The organism is Nitrosopumilus sp. b1, from assembly GCF_014078545.1.
Classification (GTDB): Archaea; Thermoproteota; Nitrososphaeria; order Nitrososphaerales; family Nitrosopumilaceae; genus PXYB01.
On record NZ_MU078723.1, the window covers coordinates 24,277 to 41,796 of the forward strand.

Below are 17,520 nucleotides of genomic sequence, written 5' to 3' on the forward strand. Positions count from 1 at the left end.
TCATTCTCATTCTAGAAATTTAGAATAACTGGGCTTTCGTTTAAATAACTCAAGTATTACGGAAATACACTTGGCAAAACGACTGACATTACCACAATTAAAAAAATATGACATCACTCAAAAAGTTCTAGAGGCATTGGCAGATGCTGAATCCAGATCAATACTGTTCTCAATGATTAAAAAAGGAAAGACTGCAACTGATTTATCATATGAACTTAAAATTCCATTAAGTTCAGTTTACAAAAAATTAAATGATTTAGAAGAGCTAACACTAGTTGAAGTTGATAGCTGGATGATTTCCGATAAGGGACGGAAATTCAAAGTATATCGCTCAAGAATTAGTAAAGCAGACATTAGCATAAAAAAGCCAGAACCGTCTCTAGTTTTAATTCCTAACACGTGATAAAAATGGAAAAACGAAATATCATTCAATTAAGTGAATTTGATGTAACGCAAAAAATTATTGAATCATTAAGTAATGTATGTACAAGAGCCGTTCTATTTTCAGTAAAAAATGAGGCAAAAGATGCAACACAGATTGCCGACGAACTGCAAATATCCTTATCTACTGTTTACAAGACTGTGTCTAACCTTGAGGATCTTGCACTAATTGATGTGGAGAAATTTGTGATATCCTCTGAAGGAAAAAAGATCAAGCATTATCGAAGCAGAATAGGAAAAGTTGAAATTACTTTTAATGAAACCGAGCCTGTTTTGCATTTGTATCCAAACAACAATTCTTGATTAATTTTCAAATTCTTATTCTATACTTTTAGATTGATACGTTTCTTAATATAATGCTCTGAACTTGTGATTTTCGTGAGCACCCAACAATCAAAAACAATTCTAATTGCTGGTATAATTATAGCAGGAATTGCTGGAATTGCTGTAGGTTATGCAGCTGGTGGTTTTGGAATGGATGGACAAGATAACATCGAAGCTCAATCTGCACCAAAAGAGCTCAAAAAAATTACAATTGCTGTAATGCCTAACGAAGATCCTAAAAAGTTTGAAATGCAAGGAAACGCATTAGAAGAATACTTTACAAATAAACTAGGTATTGAAACTGAATTTTTCTATCCAATTGATGCTACAACTACAGTAGAGTCCATGGTCACGGGCTCAACACAAATTGCATTTATGAGTGCAAGACCAGCACAACTTGCAAATGAAAGAAGCGATGGAAAATCATTATTATTCATGGCAGAAGTTCGACCATTTGATAGCGACTCTGGAGAAAAACTAGATACTTTCTATTATAGTGAATTTTGGGTAAAAAAAGACAGTGGAATCAACACACTTGAGGATGCTAAAGGCAAGAATGTAGCATTTTCTGGACCTACGTCTACTAGTGGTTATCTCTTCCCTATGGCAAAACTAGTGGACAAGGGTTTGATTAAAGGCGGAGATGATCCGAAGACATACTTTGGAAATGTACTGTTCAGTGGTGGATATCAGCAATCTCTAACTGCATTAATTGCAGGACAAGTCGATATTGCTGCTGGTGGTGATCATGCAAAGTATAGATTCCTTACACCAGAAGAACAAAGTCAAATCAAAGTTATTGAAAAACAAGGACCAGTCCCAACCCATGGAATTATTTACAGAACCGACCTTGTGTCACCAGAACAAATAGCACAATTTGAAAAAGCAGTTCTTGATATGAAGACTGAACGACCAGATTTGCTCGAATCAGCACTATTTGGTGCAACTGACTTTATCCCTGTGAATCATTATTCACACTTGGCAGAATTGGGTAATGCTATTGCAAAAACAAAGATTCCACACATTTAGTAATTCACATTAATGGGCCATAATTGACCACCAATGATGAAGGTAATTTCAAAACCCATCCAAAAAATCTCTTCAAAGACAATTATTCAAATGAATGATGTATGGGCTTCATATGATGGTAAAAACTACTCATTAAAAGAAGTCACCATGTCTGTTGACCGTGGTGTGAATTATGCTGTTGTTGGACAATCAGGTTCAGGAAAGTCTACGCTCCTCAAACTAATTAACGGCATGATGAATCCAAGTAAGGGAACTATCAGAGTTGATTATCAAACTCCCAACATTTCAAATAAAAGTTTTAAAAAAGTAATGACAAAAATTGGTTACATACCACAAACACTTGGGTTGGTGAAAAATCTAACCGTTTTAGAAAATACTCTAATGGGTGCACTGCCTAGAGTGGATAAATTAAAATCATTTTTTTCTGTATTTCCAGAAAATGAAATCAATGATGCCAATAAAATTCTCAAAATGGTTGGATTGGAAAACAAATCTGAAAGAAAGGCATATCAATTAAGTGGTGGAGAAAAACGAAGAGTTGCAATTGCAAGAGCTCTAATGCAACAACCGGAGATAATTCTTGCAGATGAGATTGTTTCTGAATTAGATCATGTTACATCACATGAAATTATGGATTTAATTACTGAAGCACAAAAAAAGATCAATTTAACAGTAATAATGGTTCACCACGACATGAATCTTGCATTAGAATATGCAAATAGGGTTGCTGTAATTAAGCAAGGAGAAAAAATTTTAGAAATTGGTGTTGAAGGCGATAGTATAGTAGACTTTCAAACTGGAAACGTTACCCAACAAGAAATTCTGGAGATGTACGATGATAAATCCTAAAAATAATTTAATTATTGGAATAATTGTTGCAGTGGTTATTGCTGCATCAGTAAACATTAACGCAAACCCAGCTGATTTTGTTGGTGGTTTTCCAAAAATCATAAAAATTGCCGAAGAGATGACTCAAGTTGATCCCCAATTATTTGAAGTTGCATTTGTTGCAATGTTTGAAACAATACAGATGGCGTTCATTGGAACAATGATTGGAATTGCAATAGCATTACCACTGAGCATTCTTGCAGCTCGTAATCTGAATAGCAAATGGGTGTATGCCCCTATGCGAGCATTGTTAGCAATGATTAGGACGTTTCCTTCTATTCTTTGGGCAATTTTGTTTGTCATTATCGTTGGATTAGGTCCATTTGCAGGAGTTTTGGCTATCATTATGTATACAATTGGCTTTGTAGCGAAACTTCAATACGAGACAATTGAGGCTATTGATTCTGATCCAATGGATGCCATTAGTTCTATCGGCGTCTCAAAATCACAATTAATCAGGTTTGTAGTTATTCCAGAATCTGCATCACACTTGTTGGGGCAAATTCTTTACATGTTTGATTACAATGTAAGACAAACCAGTATTCTTGGTTTGGTTGGTGCCGGAGGGATAGGATATTATATCATAAGCTATATCCAATTTTTTGAGTATGGCAAAGCCGCTGTATTCATGGGTGTTGTCTTAGTTGTTGTATTGATTATTGATCTAATCAGTGTAAAAATTAGAGATAAGTATATTATAAAATCTCAACGTGGCGTACTAGTAAAAACAAAATAATTATTCGATTGGTTTTCCTGCCTTCCACAAAAAGTTACATAAACTGAGAATGTTGCTTACCATCTCATATGAATTTGTACACAATGCAAAGTCAGTCTCGGTGCTTGAGCTCATTGAACCCTTTGCAGTTGCATCTGACATTATCATTTGATTTCCTTTTGATACAATGATTCTTCCTTTTGATGGCAATTTACCAATTTTAGTTTCTGTTGCAGAAAAGCGTTTTACAAATGGTAACATCTTGTCATCTTCTATATCTACTAGTAATCTTACTGAACCTCCTTTCTTTTCACAAACTTTGATCTTTTCAGGAATATTTGTGTGATACATCTTTGAGATATCCTTGATTGTAGTTACAACATACACTACATCAGATGATTCTTCAATTAATTTTTCAATATTTGCATAAATGTTTGTTAATCCTTGAGCAATTCTAAATGTTGGAACATTTGTTCCGTATCCTGCAGTGACTACTCCCTGTACTCGCTGAATTACTTTTTCTCCAACTTTTTTAATCTTGTTGAGCTCATCTTGCTTTTTTCGTAGAACAATTTTGAGTGCTTCTTCAGGATCAATTGGAATACATAATTTAGGATTTGAAAATGTAGTTGATACCAATCCCTCACTTACTAGCTTGTCAATTGTTCTGTATGTCTTTGCTCTGTCAATGTCGAGCTCTTTAGCTAATGCACTAGCAGTAATAGGACCTGTACGCAGTAAATTCAGGTAGATATGACCCTCTAATTCTTCAAGGTCTAGCACTGAAGCTAACTCCTTTCCTAGCTCATCAATATGGCTAAGATGGGGTGTCTTTTCTTCTCCTTCCCCTATGCCTAGACTAGAGTATGCCTTTTGAGCCAATGTAATTTTTCTTGGGAAATTCCCAGTAATACTCAATTTGGTGTCTAAATTGAACGGACAATTGAACAGGATTTAGGCATAAATTTACGCCTAGATGCCTATTGTTCCAATGGAATCCGTATTGATTAGGGCAAATGCAAGCACTGCAATGACTACCATGATTACCACGTGCTTGATTCCTGAAACATAGGTTCCAGAGCCAATCTTTCCTGCTGCTAATCCGCCAAATATTGCCTCAACTAGGGCCATGTTGAATAGAAGGGAATTTAGCTGGTCAATCTCAATATCTGCTAAAGCAGTAAAGAATCCTGCCCCATTACTGCCTGTCATCTTCATTGTATTTTTTAGCATCTCCTGTACAGTCTCAATCTCTGCAAAAAACTGAGATGATAGAATGACAGCTATTCCAATAAAGACTGCATAAGAGATGTAAATTGTATAGGTGTATGGCTGAAGATTTGATTTTCTCTCCTTTTCTAAATTCTGCAATTCAGTGACATGCTTTTGAATCATCTCAAGGTTTGTTGTGATATCACCACCAATCTTTAGTGCCATTTGTAATAATACTACTACTCTACGTGAAATTTTAGTTCCCATTCTGTTTGCAAAGTTTTCAAATGCATCATCTATGGGGATGCCCCAACTAATATTTGCTCGAAGATTTTTTAGCTCTGGTGTTAGCGCACCCATGTTTCTATCTCCTGCCTGCTCTATGGCTTTGATAAGATTTGAACCACTCTGGACTGCACTAACTAGAGACAATAAAAACAATGGAAGGTTTCTATCAATGCTATCTTTTCTTTGTGACTCTCTAACTTGAAGTAAAGTAATTGGAACAATTCCAGTCAGAATACCAAATACTATGCCAATGTCCTTAATCCCAGTAGTGATGGATAATTCGGAAAGATAAAAGCTAAGAAATAGTATTACTCCACTTGCAACAGCTGACGCAATTCCTATTTTGAATTTTTCAGAATGAAAGAATGAAAGCTTTGGAACTTCAACATCGTTTAGATTTTTTTGAAACTCTTGCATATGTATTACCTCTTTGGCACCATTGAATCCATCATAAACAAAAGTAAAACACCAAAGAATGGCACCAAGACATATGTTAAGAGATTCATTAACTGAATAAGATCAAAGCCAGCTAAATCAGGACTCATAATTGCCATGATGGATAACATGATTACTGCCATTAATGGAAAAACAATTAGCAAAATAGTATACATCTCTGCCATGACGCCCAGTGATTCTGTAGATTTTCGCAGTGCCATCTTTTTTTCTTCTAGCTGTACCTTTGCAGTTGCAATGAAATACTCTTTGAGATTTCCACCAGTTTGTACTGTGATGATTGCACCTTCTAGCAGTTCAGCATAGGGGCCTTTGGGGGCTCTTTTGATTAAATCAGCTATTGCACTGACTAAATCCATGCCTAAAATCTCAATATTTCTGGTGATGAATCGACAGTCCTTTACTATCTCCTCTTCAGAATCCTCATTTGCAATTGCCTTGAAGATTCCCTCTAGTGCAAGGCCACTTGTAGCGAGTGTTGCCATGTATCCAATGAAGTGAGGTAGCTCTTCAGTAAGCTTACTTGCCCTGTTTTTGACATTAATTGATGGTAACATCTGTAAAACAAAAAATGTTGCAGTGCCGATACCACAACCAGCTAGTATTGGTAACAAAAATGCAAATGCAACTGGTTGGATGTTAACAAATAGTGCAGCTACAATGCTAATTGCAACACCTACAATTCCTGCAATAAAGCTGAAAAAAACCATGCTGCAGACATAGACATCAAATGGAATTGGCATCATTGCCTGCTTGAGATTCTTTTCAAGTGAAGCTAGCCTTGGGTATAATGGCTGAACATGATTCTTTAACAATCTGTAACTAAGAACCTGAATTGATGATGTTGCCTCATCATGTTTCTTTGATTTGTTTTGATTTGAAAGAAACGACATCAAACCACCATTCTCTTTCTTTCATAGAATCGCTCTGGATCTGAGTAGAACTCTAGGACATTCTTTGTTACCTCTTTGTGTTTTCGGATATCATTTTTTACCATCCATTCTAGGGCAATCTTTCTTTTCTTTAGCTCAAAGTTGATTTCATCATCACTTTCACCCGTTCTGTCCTTGATCTTTTCTAGGACAACACTATTTCCTGCATACTGGTGGATGTCCTGATTTGGATTCCATTTGAATATCTCGTGTGTTTTTATCTCGTTTGTCTCCTCATCTAGTCCTGCAATTTCAGAAATCTGGATAATTCTTCTAACAGATTTGTCCTTGACGCGAATCTTTAGCTGCAGTGTGATTAGATCTAGTGTATTTGCAATCAATGGCTTTGGAATATCCATTGGTGAGGATGCCAATCTTGTCAATGTTGCCTCTACAGAATCTGCATGTATTGATGAGAAACCTCCGTGACCTGTGGCCATTGCCTGAAATAGAGTATATGCCTCTCTACCTCTTGTTTCACCTACGATGATAATATCTGGTCTTTGTCTGAGTGCAGCTCTGAGCAAATCATACTGGTTAATCTCACCAATTTGCCCATCTGTGAAATTTTGTCTTGATACAGCAGGAATCCAGTTTTCATGAGGTAAGTTTAGCTCCTGAGTGTCTTCAATGCTGACTATTTTCTGTCCTGGCCTGATAAATGATGCAAGTGCGTTTAATGCAGTAGTCTTTCCACTTGCAGTACCGCCAGCTACTAACATTGTAGAATTTTTTTCTGCAATGTACCACAAATATGCTGCAATATCTGTATTCATTGTACCAAACTTTATCAAATCGATTATAGTAATTGGGTCTGCTCTGAATCGTCTTATAGTAAATGTACTGCCGCGTTTTGTAATTTCATGACCTAATGTTAGATTAATTCTTGAACCATCTGGCAATGAAGCATCAATGATTGGGTTTGCCATGGAAACGTGCTTGCCACAGACATATGATACCTTTCTTGCAAAATTATTTAGCTCTGCATCAGTACTAAACACAACATTAGTTGGAATGGACTCATACTCTCTATGCCATACGTATAATGGAATTCCTGTACCATCGCAACTTACTTCTTCAACCATGTGGTCTCGCATTAATGGCTCAATCTTTCCTAGATAGATGAAATCCCTAATTGCATAGTATGAAATCTTTGATAGGTTTTTTGTTGGGATTTCTAATTTGTATTTTTTAATTAATTGAATGATTTTCTTTTTGAGCCGTTTTTCTGCATCCTTTTTTGTCTTTATTTCATGCAGGGATACGGTTAATTCACTCATCAATAATTTTCTGATAATATCAAAATTTTTCTTATCACGAACACTTAGTCTTGGCTGAATCACCATGTATCGTACTCCACTTTTTGATGTTGGATCCTTTACCACTCCGCCGTGAATCTCGACTCCCTCAAAATCTAGCTTTGATACAGAAAAGAACTTTGGAATGTTAGGGTTGTCATCTTCTTCTACTGATTTTGGCAGGGATGCAAGATTCAGCTTTGAATGATCAGCATTTACAACATGCTCAAACTCTGACTTTGGGTTTAGAATAGATCTTAATTTTACCTTGGGGATGATATCCTTGATAATTTTAAACTCCAATGATTCTAGTGGGAAAATAATTTTCTTAAACAATTGTTCGGACAAATGAACAACATTCGTCTTACATCCGATAATATTCGATAATGTATGATGCCCAATTCGGATTTGCTATTTAGAGGTAGGATTAAAGGCGAAAATTATGATGTTTAACAAAAACAAGCTAAAAAACGAAGAAAAGACCCAAAAAGAGGACAATTCTGAGCCAAAATCAGAGAAAATACCACTAAAACAGGCAATGATCAACTCGTTTCTGCACAGGCAAAAGGCCTCTGGGGCAGATGAAACACCTGAGAAAAATCCCTCACCAGACATTGCAACAAATGAGCCTGCCATTGATAAAATCTCTCAGCTAATCAAGACAATTCAAAGACACAAAAACAGAGTCATTGCACCAAAGATTGATTTCTTTAATGGAGTGGTTACATATCCAATTTTAACTGAGATTAATGAATCAGAAGATAATGTCGAGTTTTTAGAAAATTTATCATCACAGAATGCACAGATTCTAGAAAAAGTCGTTCATGAAAAGATTATAGTTTGCCCAAAGCATTCAGACTCCTTTAACATCAATGTCAGACTGTACTGTAAGAAATGCTCATCAATGGATATTGAAAAGCTACATCTACTAGAGCATACTAGATGCGGTTACATTTCAGAGAGAACAAAGTTTGAGCATGATAAAAACAATGAGGTGACATCATGTCCTTCATGCAAAAAACCAATCAAGGATTCAAAAGAGATTCGAATTCCTGCAATGTGGTATGAGTGCAACAACTGCAATGAGAAATTTGATGACGTCATGATAAAGCTATACTGTAGAAAACATGATCATGATTTTGATACAGGAAATGCTGCAACAATTTCAGTAAATGGGTACAAATTACGGGATGATAACTATGATTCAAATTCAGAGACAATACAACTGCAACAAAATCTGCTACATCTGTTAACAAAGTTTGGATTTAAGGCAGATGAGAATTATTCCATCAAAGGAACAAGTGGCAGGTATCATCATGTAGACATCTATGGGATAAATGATTCTGGAAAGAGCATAATGATTTTTATCAAAAAAGCAGAAAAAGAGATTGACAATTCAGAAATTAATTCAAAAATTATCGAAGTGCTTGATACATCACCATCAATTGCAATTTTGATTGGTTTTGCAACAATATCAGACAAGGCAAAATCAATTGCACTAAGTTACAACGTATCGGTAATTGCATCACAGAATACTGATCAAATTATTCATGATACTGAAGATGTGATAAAAACAAGATTATCGGTTTTGAGTGAGAATGAGGAAAAGTAGGGGGATAAGTCAGGTTGTGGGGAGCTTGTTTATGTTGGCAGTGGTAGTTCCAATTGGTGGAGTAATTCTAAGTCAGGGTCTTGGAGAAACAAATGAGCTAAACCAGAGGCTAATCACCACGGGCCCTGAGACATCAAATTCACTGCGTGAGGATTTGATATTTGAGCATATTAGATTTGAGCCAAAAAGCGATACTGTTACCATATCAATACGCAATATAGGCACGATTCAGACCTCAGTTGACAAAATTACTGTAGTAAAAATGGATACCCAAGAGGTAATCTTCTCTCAGAGTAATCTGGCCTCTTTGATGATGATAAAAGATTCAGGAGATATATCATTTAAGGCAGATTTGCCAAATGCCACACCAGAGGAATGGCAGGATTCCTACTATTCAAACAGCGAGTATAAAATCTCAATAATCACTGGACGTGGGAATTTTTTTGATACTATAGCGAGGCCGTTTAACACATGATGGTATCATCATCGCACAGAGGAGTATCAGAAGTTATCACTACTTTATTGATATTAGCAATGACGCTAGTTGGCGCACTGTTTCTATCAATAATAATGAGTGATTCGGATTTGACAAACGTTGGAAAAACAGTTTCAGATATACCGCCAAATTCAATTAAACTGACAGGATATGATACACGCGATTCTGTAAATCTTTCAAATATAATTCAGCTTGATAATAACTTTGATCAGGAGCTGTGTACTGATTCATGTGCATTATACGAAGATAACATTCCACTAAGTGTTAGCAATGAAGGAACTCACTTTATTGTTTTGAAAATAAAAAATACATACACAAAACCTGTCTTTATACATAATGTTCAGATAAACAATGTACTTCACAGCTGGGATCCAAATACATCAGGAAAATTATTAGAGACATCTGTTGATGATTTTACTGGAAAGTATCCATTAGGTGGACAGTTTAGTATCATTCCCGAATCAGATAGTGTGCAGCTATTACAACAGTCAACAAATCAGTTACTTCCAGACCAAGAAGTCAGACTGGTGATAAAACTAAGTGGTGATATCGCACCTGACATTCTAGTCTGGCGTCCACTGCAAATTCATATCAACTTTGGTGCAAACCAGCCATCTGAATTTATCATACTAAGTGGTGATACACGGTGATACCATGGAAGAATACTAGACGTGGAATATCAACTGTAGTTGGAGCCTTATTTTTTCTTGTACTAATGACAAGCTCACTATCTGTAGTGTTTCTGGCATTAGATACACAAAATGAACTGATAAATTCACAGCAATCAATTACAAAAAATGAAATCAAGAAAATTCGTGAACAGTATTCTATATCGGTCTCTACTGACCCATTAAATGATAACAAGCTAAGTGTTTTAGTAAAAAATGAGGGAACCTACCCAGTTGAGATATCTAGACTATGGATTATCAACAAGACTGATGCTGCAAATGATTATCCAGTAAAGGCGTATAATCTGACTGGAGTTGATACTGTGATACCGCCTGGATATGGGGCAGACATTGTATCAAACCAGCAATTACACATGATTCCTGATACCTATGATGTTAAAGTGGTATCTACTTTAGGTACGATACACACTGAGGAGCTCTTTGCAGGAGGTGCAAACAAGCTTCGAGCCGAAGTATTTACAATTCCACCTGATGTCAAAGTTGGCCAGAATACTACACTGGCAATGCATGTTACAAACATTGGAAAAAGCAGAATCTATGATGTTGCACCACAGCAGCTAATCATCACACCATCCAGTGGCGTTGCAACGCCTTTGCCGCCAAATCCCATCCCAGTTACACTGGATCCTGCCGAATCTACAATATTCACTTGGAAGTTTAGAGTAAATGGCACTGCTGGAAATTTTGTTACATTTTCTGGCAATGCAACTGGAACTGAAGCAATAACAGGATATTTTGTTAAAAGCAATGATGATTCTGATTCTGTAAAACTGCAAGCACCTGATTCATCTGAGCTTATTGTTCTGACACAGGACTTGCTGTCTCGTCCTGAAATATTCATGGTGATTCCATCTCCGTTTGGTGATGCACCTGAGCATGCACTATGGGGTGCAAATATCGTAAATCCTACAGGACAGGAGATGTATGTCAGTAAGGTTACGATATCAGTGTTTAGTCCTAGGGCAAACAGTCAGGATGTAATGCTTGATTCATCATCTGGTTCTGACAAGTGTAATCCGTTAACTGTAGCGCCTACTACTAACCAATGGTCTTGTCCAGCTCACAACCAGTTAATGTGGCAGGACTTGGATACTCCACAAAGAATTGCACCATACTCTGTGTTTCCATTTCTAGCTAAAGTCCATCCTGGTGGTGTTGCAAGCTCTGCATTACTAGAATCAGTAATTGTACATGTTGATGTGTTTACTACAGTAGGTGAGTTTGGCAAAGCAGGATACAGCACATCATTTGATAATAGAAATTCAGATACTTCAATGGTCAATGTGTATCTGTCAACAGTTCCAGATTCTACATTGAGCAGTAACATCTATGTTAACAAGACTGGTATTTTATCTGGTTCTTCTCAGACATTTAATGTAGTTTTAGCTGATTTTGAAAAGGGAACAACAAATGAGATTGATGCTAGCTCTCGATTAATCATTAATGTACCTAGGGGATGGACTGTAAATCCAGCTAGCATCAATGGATTTGGTGATTTTACGACTAGTTACCAGACATTTTCAGATAATTCATCTCAGATAATTGGTGATTTGAATAGTGCAATTGATGGTAGTGGTCCAGCAGGTTTAGAGGGAAAAACGATTCAATTTTCTGCAACAGCACCTACAGTGACTAATGAGCAGATGTATGTGATGTATATTTTGGCAGACGGTAAGGTTACAAATGGGGATCCTGGGGAAGATTTTGCAATAGGTCCAACATCTGAGGTTGTGTTACAAGTGATACCATAGGTTAACGAGTTTATCGATAAAGAGTAAAAATAGAACGCCCCCTTACGCACGGAAAATTCCTATAACTAAAATCATGATGTTGTGGGAATGTCTGAAACTTGGTGGACTCAGACGTTATCCCACTTTATGGCTCATTTTCATTATTTATGAAAATATTATCAGTTATCGTCTGTTCAGATTAAACTAACGCTTGCTGATAGTAGATTACTTCTGAGATAATGCGTGCTTTCGGCAATCGTCGTAGATGATGAGACTGATCTACGTACATCCCTTTCGGAGTATTTGGAAATCAAAGGAGTCAGCATTCTGGCTACTGGGCAGAATGGCAAAGATGCGTTTGAATTATACCAACACCACAAGCCTGATGTTGTCCTGTTGGATTTTCTTATGCCACAGTATGACGGATTATACGCAATTACAAGGATACGAGACTTTGATCCTGATGCAAAGATCGTTATGCTTACTGCAAGTGTGGGCGATGACACTTTCAAAAGACTGGTAGATAATGATGTATCTGGAATAATTTACAAACCTTACGACATGGATGTGTTGATTAACAATATTGAGAGGGTTATTGCAGGGGAGAGGATCATCCCAAAATACAGACCGTGGAAAAATTCTGCTAGATTAGATATTCCACAATAACCCATCCATTATTATCCATAAATCCTACTGGAAACATGATTTATCGATGCTTAAAATGCGGTGATGTCTTTGAAACCCCAAGAAGACTAGAAGTTCACCTACAAATTGTGCACAAATGGGGGGTAAAGGAGCCAGAACCAAGAGGCCTGGATACGTGATCATAATGCTTTGTACCATACAAGGATGTGACACTGAATCAAATAGACAAGCAATGGTGTATTTCTTTGAGGATGAATATACCAAAAAACCAGCGTGCAAGGCACTGTGGAGATTCTGTAAAAATCATGCCATGATGATCTCAGGTGATAGTATAATGGTCAGAATACAAATTTTGAATTAAGAGCATTTCACAAGACAAGCATTGCTTGAAAAGAAAATAGGATGTACGGGATGGGGTTACAAAGAATGGACTGGAACATTTTACCCAAAGACAATAAAACAAAAGGATTGGTTGAAACACTATTCATCAATCTTTGATGTTACAGAAGTAAACTCTAGCTTTTACCAAGTGATACCAAAAAGTATGGCAGCAAAATGGAATGAAGATACTCCTGATCATTTTGAGTTCTCGTTAAAATTTCCTGGAAAGATTACACATGAAAACAAGCTAGACTATGATTCATCAAAGGATACACTAACTGCTTTCTTTTCAGGTTTAGAACCACTCAAAAAGAAAATACGCATACTAGTAATGCAGCTTCCTCCTTCATTGACGTTTCTACAGGCAAAAGAAAGACTGGAATCTTTGGGAAAACATCTGCCACATTACTGCAGATATGCAATAGAAGGACGCCATGAAAGTTGGTTCTCAAAAGAATCATTAGAATTTTTGTCGAAGAATGATCTTTGTCTTGTATGGAATGAAGTTCCAATGGTGGATAACCCTGCACCAATAACTACTGATTTTGTCTATGCAAGATTAATTGGAGATAGAAATCTTCCAGAGGATGTCTATGATCATAAGGTTAGAGACAAGACAGACACCCTGCAGAAATGGGCAGATAGATTATCAAATTTAGAAAATAATGAAAAGGTGAAATTCTTTTGGGCATTTTCAAACAATCACCTAGAAGGTTTTGCACCAGAATCGGCAAATACGCTTAGAATGTTGTTAGGTTTGGATAAATTAGAGTTTCATGACAAGAAACAAAGTTCTATGTTTGATTTTGAGTAGACATAGATTATACAAGATGTATATGAAAAATTATGGATGATCAACCATCTTTTCCATCATTGGAGTCTCATCTGCAAAGAAAACATTTGCACATTGTACATACTCCATGAATCTCTCTTTGTTGATTGTTTTCTCATCATAGGTATCGAATGCCTTTGAAATTGCCTCTATTCTTTTTCTTGTCTGATCATTGCGGATCTTTAGTCTATCATTATCATTTTGAACAAAAGTATCTTTACTCCATCTTTGTTTTGGTCCAAACTTTTCTTGATACCTTTTATCAAGTAATTCTAATTTTTCAAGATTTTGTAAATCCAATGACCACAGGTCATAAATAATTTTGAATAATTTATCATCGTAAACTATATACTTTCTCAATAACGCAAATTCAATCAAATCATAAGACACTACATCTTGTTTAATTTTCTTTGAGCACTCTAGACCCAAAGAGCACATCTTTGAAAATATTTTATTTCCTTTCTCAAATGAACATTGTTGCATACTGATAATTTCACTAACAATCTTTTGTTGAGTTAATGTTGATACTCCTGAATATTTTATTATAATGTACAATACAATCTCTTTTATGGTGATTTCATCAATGTCATCACTTGTTTCATCAGAGCCTATCTTGAGCAAAATGGGATTTAACTTATCATCAATTTCAAGCAATAATTTTTCTAATTTTAGCTTGTCACCATTTCCCTCCAGAATGTACTGCATCACTCTACTCCGTTGAGCTTCTAGTCTCCCTTTTTGCTGTAAAACCCAATCATCTTTTTCTTGTATAATTTCATCTTTGATGTTATCATAATGATATTTGATGTCGGCCATGATTGTATTTCGATTAATGTTCATCATGTCTGCAATTTTTCTTGCAGAGTAACCAAATTCAAAATGTAAACGAGCGACTTCTTTTCTTCTTGCATCTTGTTCAGGTTTGGTATATGGGCCTCCTTTATGCTCAATTTCTGCCATAAAGGCGCAAAGAGAATCTACGATTTGAGATCATTGATCGAATTGCTAAGAAACATTTGTCATCGAAAGTATACAAATTTTCAAAATGGCCTAGTTTGGCATAGTTTTACACCTAAAATCAGGGTAAATTGGCATCTTTTTCATTCAAAACATCGGTTCGAAGCTGACCACATGCTGCTGCAATCTCTACTCCCTTCTCAACGCGCACAGTACAGTTGATGTTGTGTCGATACAATACCCGTTCAAATTCTAGGATTCTTTTCTTTGCAGGACGAGAAAAGTCACCTGCAGTTGGATTCAATGGAATCAGGTTTATGTGAGAACCGTTGCCATCAAGTAACTCTGCCAATTCATTTGCAATTTCAGGTGTGTCATTTACTCCTTCAATCAATGCATACTCGAATGTAACCCGTCTTCCAGTTCTTTTGAAATATTCCCTACCTGATTCTATAATTTCACTAACTGAATTTGCACTAGCAGTTGGAACCAATCTTCTTCGCAGAGTATCATTTGGTGCATGCAATGATACTGCAAGACCAATCTGAAGATCTTCGCCAGCCAGTTTTGAAATACCTGATACCAATCCAATTGTAGACACTGTGATGTGTCGCTGACCCAATCCAAATGCACGAGGGTTTGTCAGTAATCTTATAGCGCGAATCATCTCATCATAGTTTGCTAACGGTTCCCCCATTCCCATAAATACAAGATTAGTAACATGTTCGCCTCTCTCCTTTAGTAGATTGGCAAAATGAATCACCTGTGTGACAATCTCTTCTGCTTTCATGTTTCGCTCAAAGCCCATCTGGCCTGTTGCACAAAATGTACACCCCATTGCACACCCGACTTGAGTGGATACACAAACAGTATGTCGTGTCTTTGTGTTTAGCTTTAATGGTCTGTATCTCATCAGTACAGTCTCCACTGATTTTTTATCATCTAGCTCCAACAACAACTTTACAGTATCTTCATTGTCACTCTGTATCATGTGAGTCTGTTTTGCAGAACCAAGAGTATATCCATCTGCAATTAATTTCTCACGCATAGCAGCTGGGAGCTGCAACATGTCATTGATGGTTTTAGGAAACTCCTTGTAGATATAATGCAAAATTTGATCAGCACGAAATCGCTCATAACCTAATTTCTTTACCATCTCTTCCATCTCTTCTGGAAACAGCCTGTAAAGATCAGTCATCCTTTGTGTTTACAAAATCACCTTAAAATTCCTAACTAGATTAAATTAGATACAAAAAAAAGAAAAAAAGAGATTATGTGGTCTCGATTAATGCATAGTTTACATTAAACGAGGTGTTTCCATCGAGTCCTGCTTGACAATTCAATCGGAATCCTAAAAGAGCACCATTATCAAATGGCTCACCTAGTCCATCAAATGTACAGATTGCCTGTGGTGGCTCTACCATTGGATTAATGTGAGCACCAATTGGAATTATAGTAAATATCACAATTGTAGTGTCAGTTAATTCCTGGCCCGTTCCTGTCAAATCCGGCACAACAATAACATTTTGACCATCTATTGTAATACATGGTCCTGCGGTGACATCACCACAGATGTTTCCTGTTCCAGTCTGCTGAACTCCACCATCTAGGCTAAACTGCTGGTTGGCAAAGTGAAATATCACTCCTGACCCTCCAGATGCACCATCCCCATTATCATCATGATAAACAGTACAGACTAGTTCTTCTCCTTGACTCAGCGTTATACTAACAGAGTTTGTTCCCTCAAAATCAGCTGCACTAGGGCAGTCATCACCAGATATCATTACTCGTGTAAACCCATCAGGAACTACCATAGATATTGTAATTGGAGTATCTGGTGTTACCTCATGAGTACTAGAGAATGTAGGACTAGTTACTCCCGTGATTCCATAACCAAATGATGATTCATCTGGTATTGCAACTCCGTTATCAGTTGTTATAGAGTTGAAGAATGTCACCTTTGCGGATATTACAACAGGTGTATCACCTTGACACAAAGGATCATTTTCCAAAAATATGGACTGTCTTCCCTTGTGATCAATTCCTGATTCAACTGTAATTGTAACCGGACCGTCACTGTGCATATCACCTATGAATAATGATTGGGAACATGACGTGTGAAATGATATTGTTGCAATGGCATCATCTCCCTGTATGATATGATAAACGGTGTTTGAGTTTATCTTCTTTTTCCCAAAAGAATTTGCATCCAGAACAATAGAATCACCATCTACAATGTTTGGAAATGAGACTAGTTTTTTACCCTCCTTTCCAACATCGTCAACTTTTTTGTAGATTTCCACAGTTACTGGCTCATCGGTTGTTCCTTCAGATCCATTTTCAATTCCCGGACCGTTGTATATCACAGAAAATACCTTTGGTTTACTGCATTCACATGTTGGCTCATGATCATCATGATCATCATCATGATCATCATCGTCATCATCATAGTATGTCGAATATGCATTTGGTGCAATGGAAATAATTCCCCCTGCTAGTATGAATGTCAATATTATTGTCGATAGAAGTTTCTTGTTTGTAGTCATTAAGAAAAGAAGAATTTCAGAAACTTTTACGTCCGATGCTGTTCATCTGAAT

Annotated in this window: 19 protein-coding genes; 12 read left to right on the plus strand and 7 right to left on the minus strand. The window is 36.7% G+C overall.

What is annotated here, in order from left to right:
• The first annotated feature begins 70 nt into the window (after positions 1-70).
• The 5 genes from C6988_RS05815 to phnE all read left to right on the plus strand — a co-directional run bounded on the left by C6988_RS05815 (position 71) and on the right by phnE (position 3,418).
• Complete coding sequence (locus tag C6988_RS05815; RefSeq protein ID WP_182134124.1) at positions 71-403, plus strand: winged helix-turn-helix domain-containing protein; 333 nt, start codon at positions 71-73, stop codon at positions 401-403.
• Positions 404-408: 5 nt separating this feature from the next.
• Entirely contained in the window at positions 409-744 is a 336-nt protein-coding gene (locus C6988_RS05820; protein ID WP_182134125.1) for a winged helix-turn-helix domain-containing protein, read from the plus strand.
• A gap of 75 nt (positions 745-819) precedes the next feature.
• Positions 820-1,794, plus strand: a complete 975-nt coding sequence (phnD, locus tag C6988_RS05825; protein WP_182134126.1) for a phosphate/phosphite/phosphonate ABC transporter substrate-binding protein — start codon at positions 820-822, stop codon at positions 1,792-1,794.
• Between the two features lie 36 nt (positions 1,795-1,830).
• On the plus strand, positions 1,831-2,643 hold the full coding sequence (locus tag C6988_RS05830) for a phosphonate ABC transporter ATP-binding protein (protein WP_255464296.1): 813 nt from the start codon (positions 1,831-1,833) through the stop codon (positions 2,641-2,643).
• On the plus strand, positions 2,630-3,418 hold the full coding sequence (phnE, locus tag C6988_RS05835) for a phosphonate ABC transporter, permease protein PhnE (RefSeq protein ID WP_255464297.1): 789 nt from the start codon (positions 2,630-2,632) through the stop codon (positions 3,416-3,418). Before C6988_RS05830 ends, phnE begins: the two co-directional genes overlap by 14 nt.
• On the opposite strand, the gene C6988_RS05840 is transcribed toward phnE, so the two are convergent.
• From C6988_RS05840 to C6988_RS05855, 4 genes are read right to left on the minus strand one after another with little or no spacing between them, the layout of a single operon-like run.
• The gene (locus C6988_RS05840) at positions 3,419-4,315 is read right to left on the minus strand and encodes a TrmB family transcriptional regulator (protein WP_342752371.1); all 897 of its coding nucleotides are present in this window, start codon (positions 4,313-4,315) and stop codon (positions 3,419-3,421) included.
• Between the two features lie 54 nt (positions 4,316-4,369).
• The gene (locus C6988_RS05845; RefSeq protein ID WP_182134128.1) at positions 4,370-5,314 is read right to left on the minus strand and encodes a type II secretion system F family protein; all 945 of its coding nucleotides are present in this window, start codon (positions 5,312-5,314) and stop codon (positions 4,370-4,372) included.
• Positions 5,315-5,319: 5 nt separating this feature from the next.
• Entirely contained in the window at positions 5,320-6,243 is a 924-nt protein-coding gene (locus C6988_RS05850) for a type II secretion system F family protein (RefSeq protein WP_182134129.1), read from the minus strand.
• Positions 6,243-7,883, minus strand: coding sequence for a type II/IV secretion system ATPase subunit (locus C6988_RS05855; RefSeq protein ID WP_255464298.1), 1,641 nt, complete (start codon positions 7,881-7,883; stop codon positions 6,243-6,245). The genes C6988_RS05850 and C6988_RS05855 overlap by 1 nt, the downstream gene beginning before the upstream one ends.
• 139 nt (positions 7,884-8,022) lie before the next feature.
• Between C6988_RS05855 and C6988_RS05860 the strand changes: the two genes are divergently transcribed.
• From C6988_RS05860 to C6988_RS05890, 7 genes are all read left to right on the plus strand, one after another.
• Entirely contained in the window at positions 8,023-9,192 is a 1,170-nt protein-coding gene (locus tag C6988_RS05860) for a TackOD1 domain-containing metal-binding protein (RefSeq protein ID WP_182134130.1), read from the plus strand.
• A gap of 16 nt (positions 9,193-9,208) precedes the next feature.
• Positions 9,209-9,667, plus strand: a complete 459-nt coding sequence (locus tag C6988_RS05865) for a hypothetical protein (RefSeq protein WP_182134131.1) — start codon at positions 9,209-9,211, stop codon at positions 9,665-9,667.
• Positions 9,664-10,338 (plus strand): archaellin/type IV pilin N-terminal domain-containing protein, encoded by a 675-nt coding sequence (locus C6988_RS05870; RefSeq protein WP_182134132.1) that lies wholly within the window; start codon positions 9,664-9,666, stop codon positions 10,336-10,338. Before C6988_RS05865 ends, C6988_RS05870 begins: the two co-directional genes overlap by 4 nt.
• The gene (locus C6988_RS05875; protein WP_182134133.1) at positions 10,335-12,128 is read left to right on the plus strand and encodes a hypothetical protein; all 1,794 of its coding nucleotides are present in this window, start codon (positions 10,335-10,337) and stop codon (positions 12,126-12,128) included. The genes C6988_RS05870 and C6988_RS05875 overlap by 4 nt, the downstream gene beginning before the upstream one ends.
• Before the next feature lie 222 nt (positions 12,129-12,350).
• On the plus strand, positions 12,351-12,773 hold the full coding sequence (locus C6988_RS05880) for a response regulator (protein ID WP_182134134.1): 423 nt from the start codon (positions 12,351-12,353) through the stop codon (positions 12,771-12,773).
• Positions 12,774-12,888: 115 nt separating this feature from the next.
• Positions 12,889-13,113, plus strand: coding sequence for a hypothetical protein (locus C6988_RS05885; protein WP_182134135.1), 225 nt, complete (start codon positions 12,889-12,891; stop codon positions 13,111-13,113).
• A gap of 21 nt (positions 13,114-13,134) precedes the next feature.
• Positions 13,135-13,947 (plus strand): DUF72 domain-containing protein, encoded by an 813-nt coding sequence (locus tag C6988_RS05890; protein ID WP_182134136.1) that lies wholly within the window; start codon positions 13,135-13,137, stop codon positions 13,945-13,947.
• 30 nt (positions 13,948-13,977) lie between these two features.
• Here C6988_RS05890 and C6988_RS05895 read toward each other — a convergent pair whose 3' ends face one another.
• The 3 genes from C6988_RS05895 to C6988_RS05905 form a co-directional block, all read right to left on the minus strand.
• The gene (locus tag C6988_RS05895; protein WP_182134137.1) at positions 13,978-14,925 is read right to left on the minus strand and encodes a hypothetical protein; all 948 of its coding nucleotides are present in this window, start codon (positions 14,923-14,925) and stop codon (positions 13,978-13,980) included.
• Positions 14,926-15,043: 118 nt separating this feature from the next.
• Positions 15,044-16,120: a dual-specificity RNA methyltransferase RlmN gene (gene rlmN, locus C6988_RS05900; protein WP_182134138.1), complete on the minus strand. Its 1,077-nt coding sequence runs from the start codon at positions 16,118-16,120 to the stop codon at positions 15,044-15,046.
• A 73-nt stretch (positions 16,121-16,193) separates the two neighbouring features.
• Positions 16,194-17,468, minus strand: coding sequence for a DUF7467 domain-containing protein (locus C6988_RS05905; RefSeq protein ID WP_182134139.1), 1,275 nt, complete (start codon positions 17,466-17,468; stop codon positions 16,194-16,196).
• Positions 17,469-17,520 lie beyond the last annotated feature (52 nt).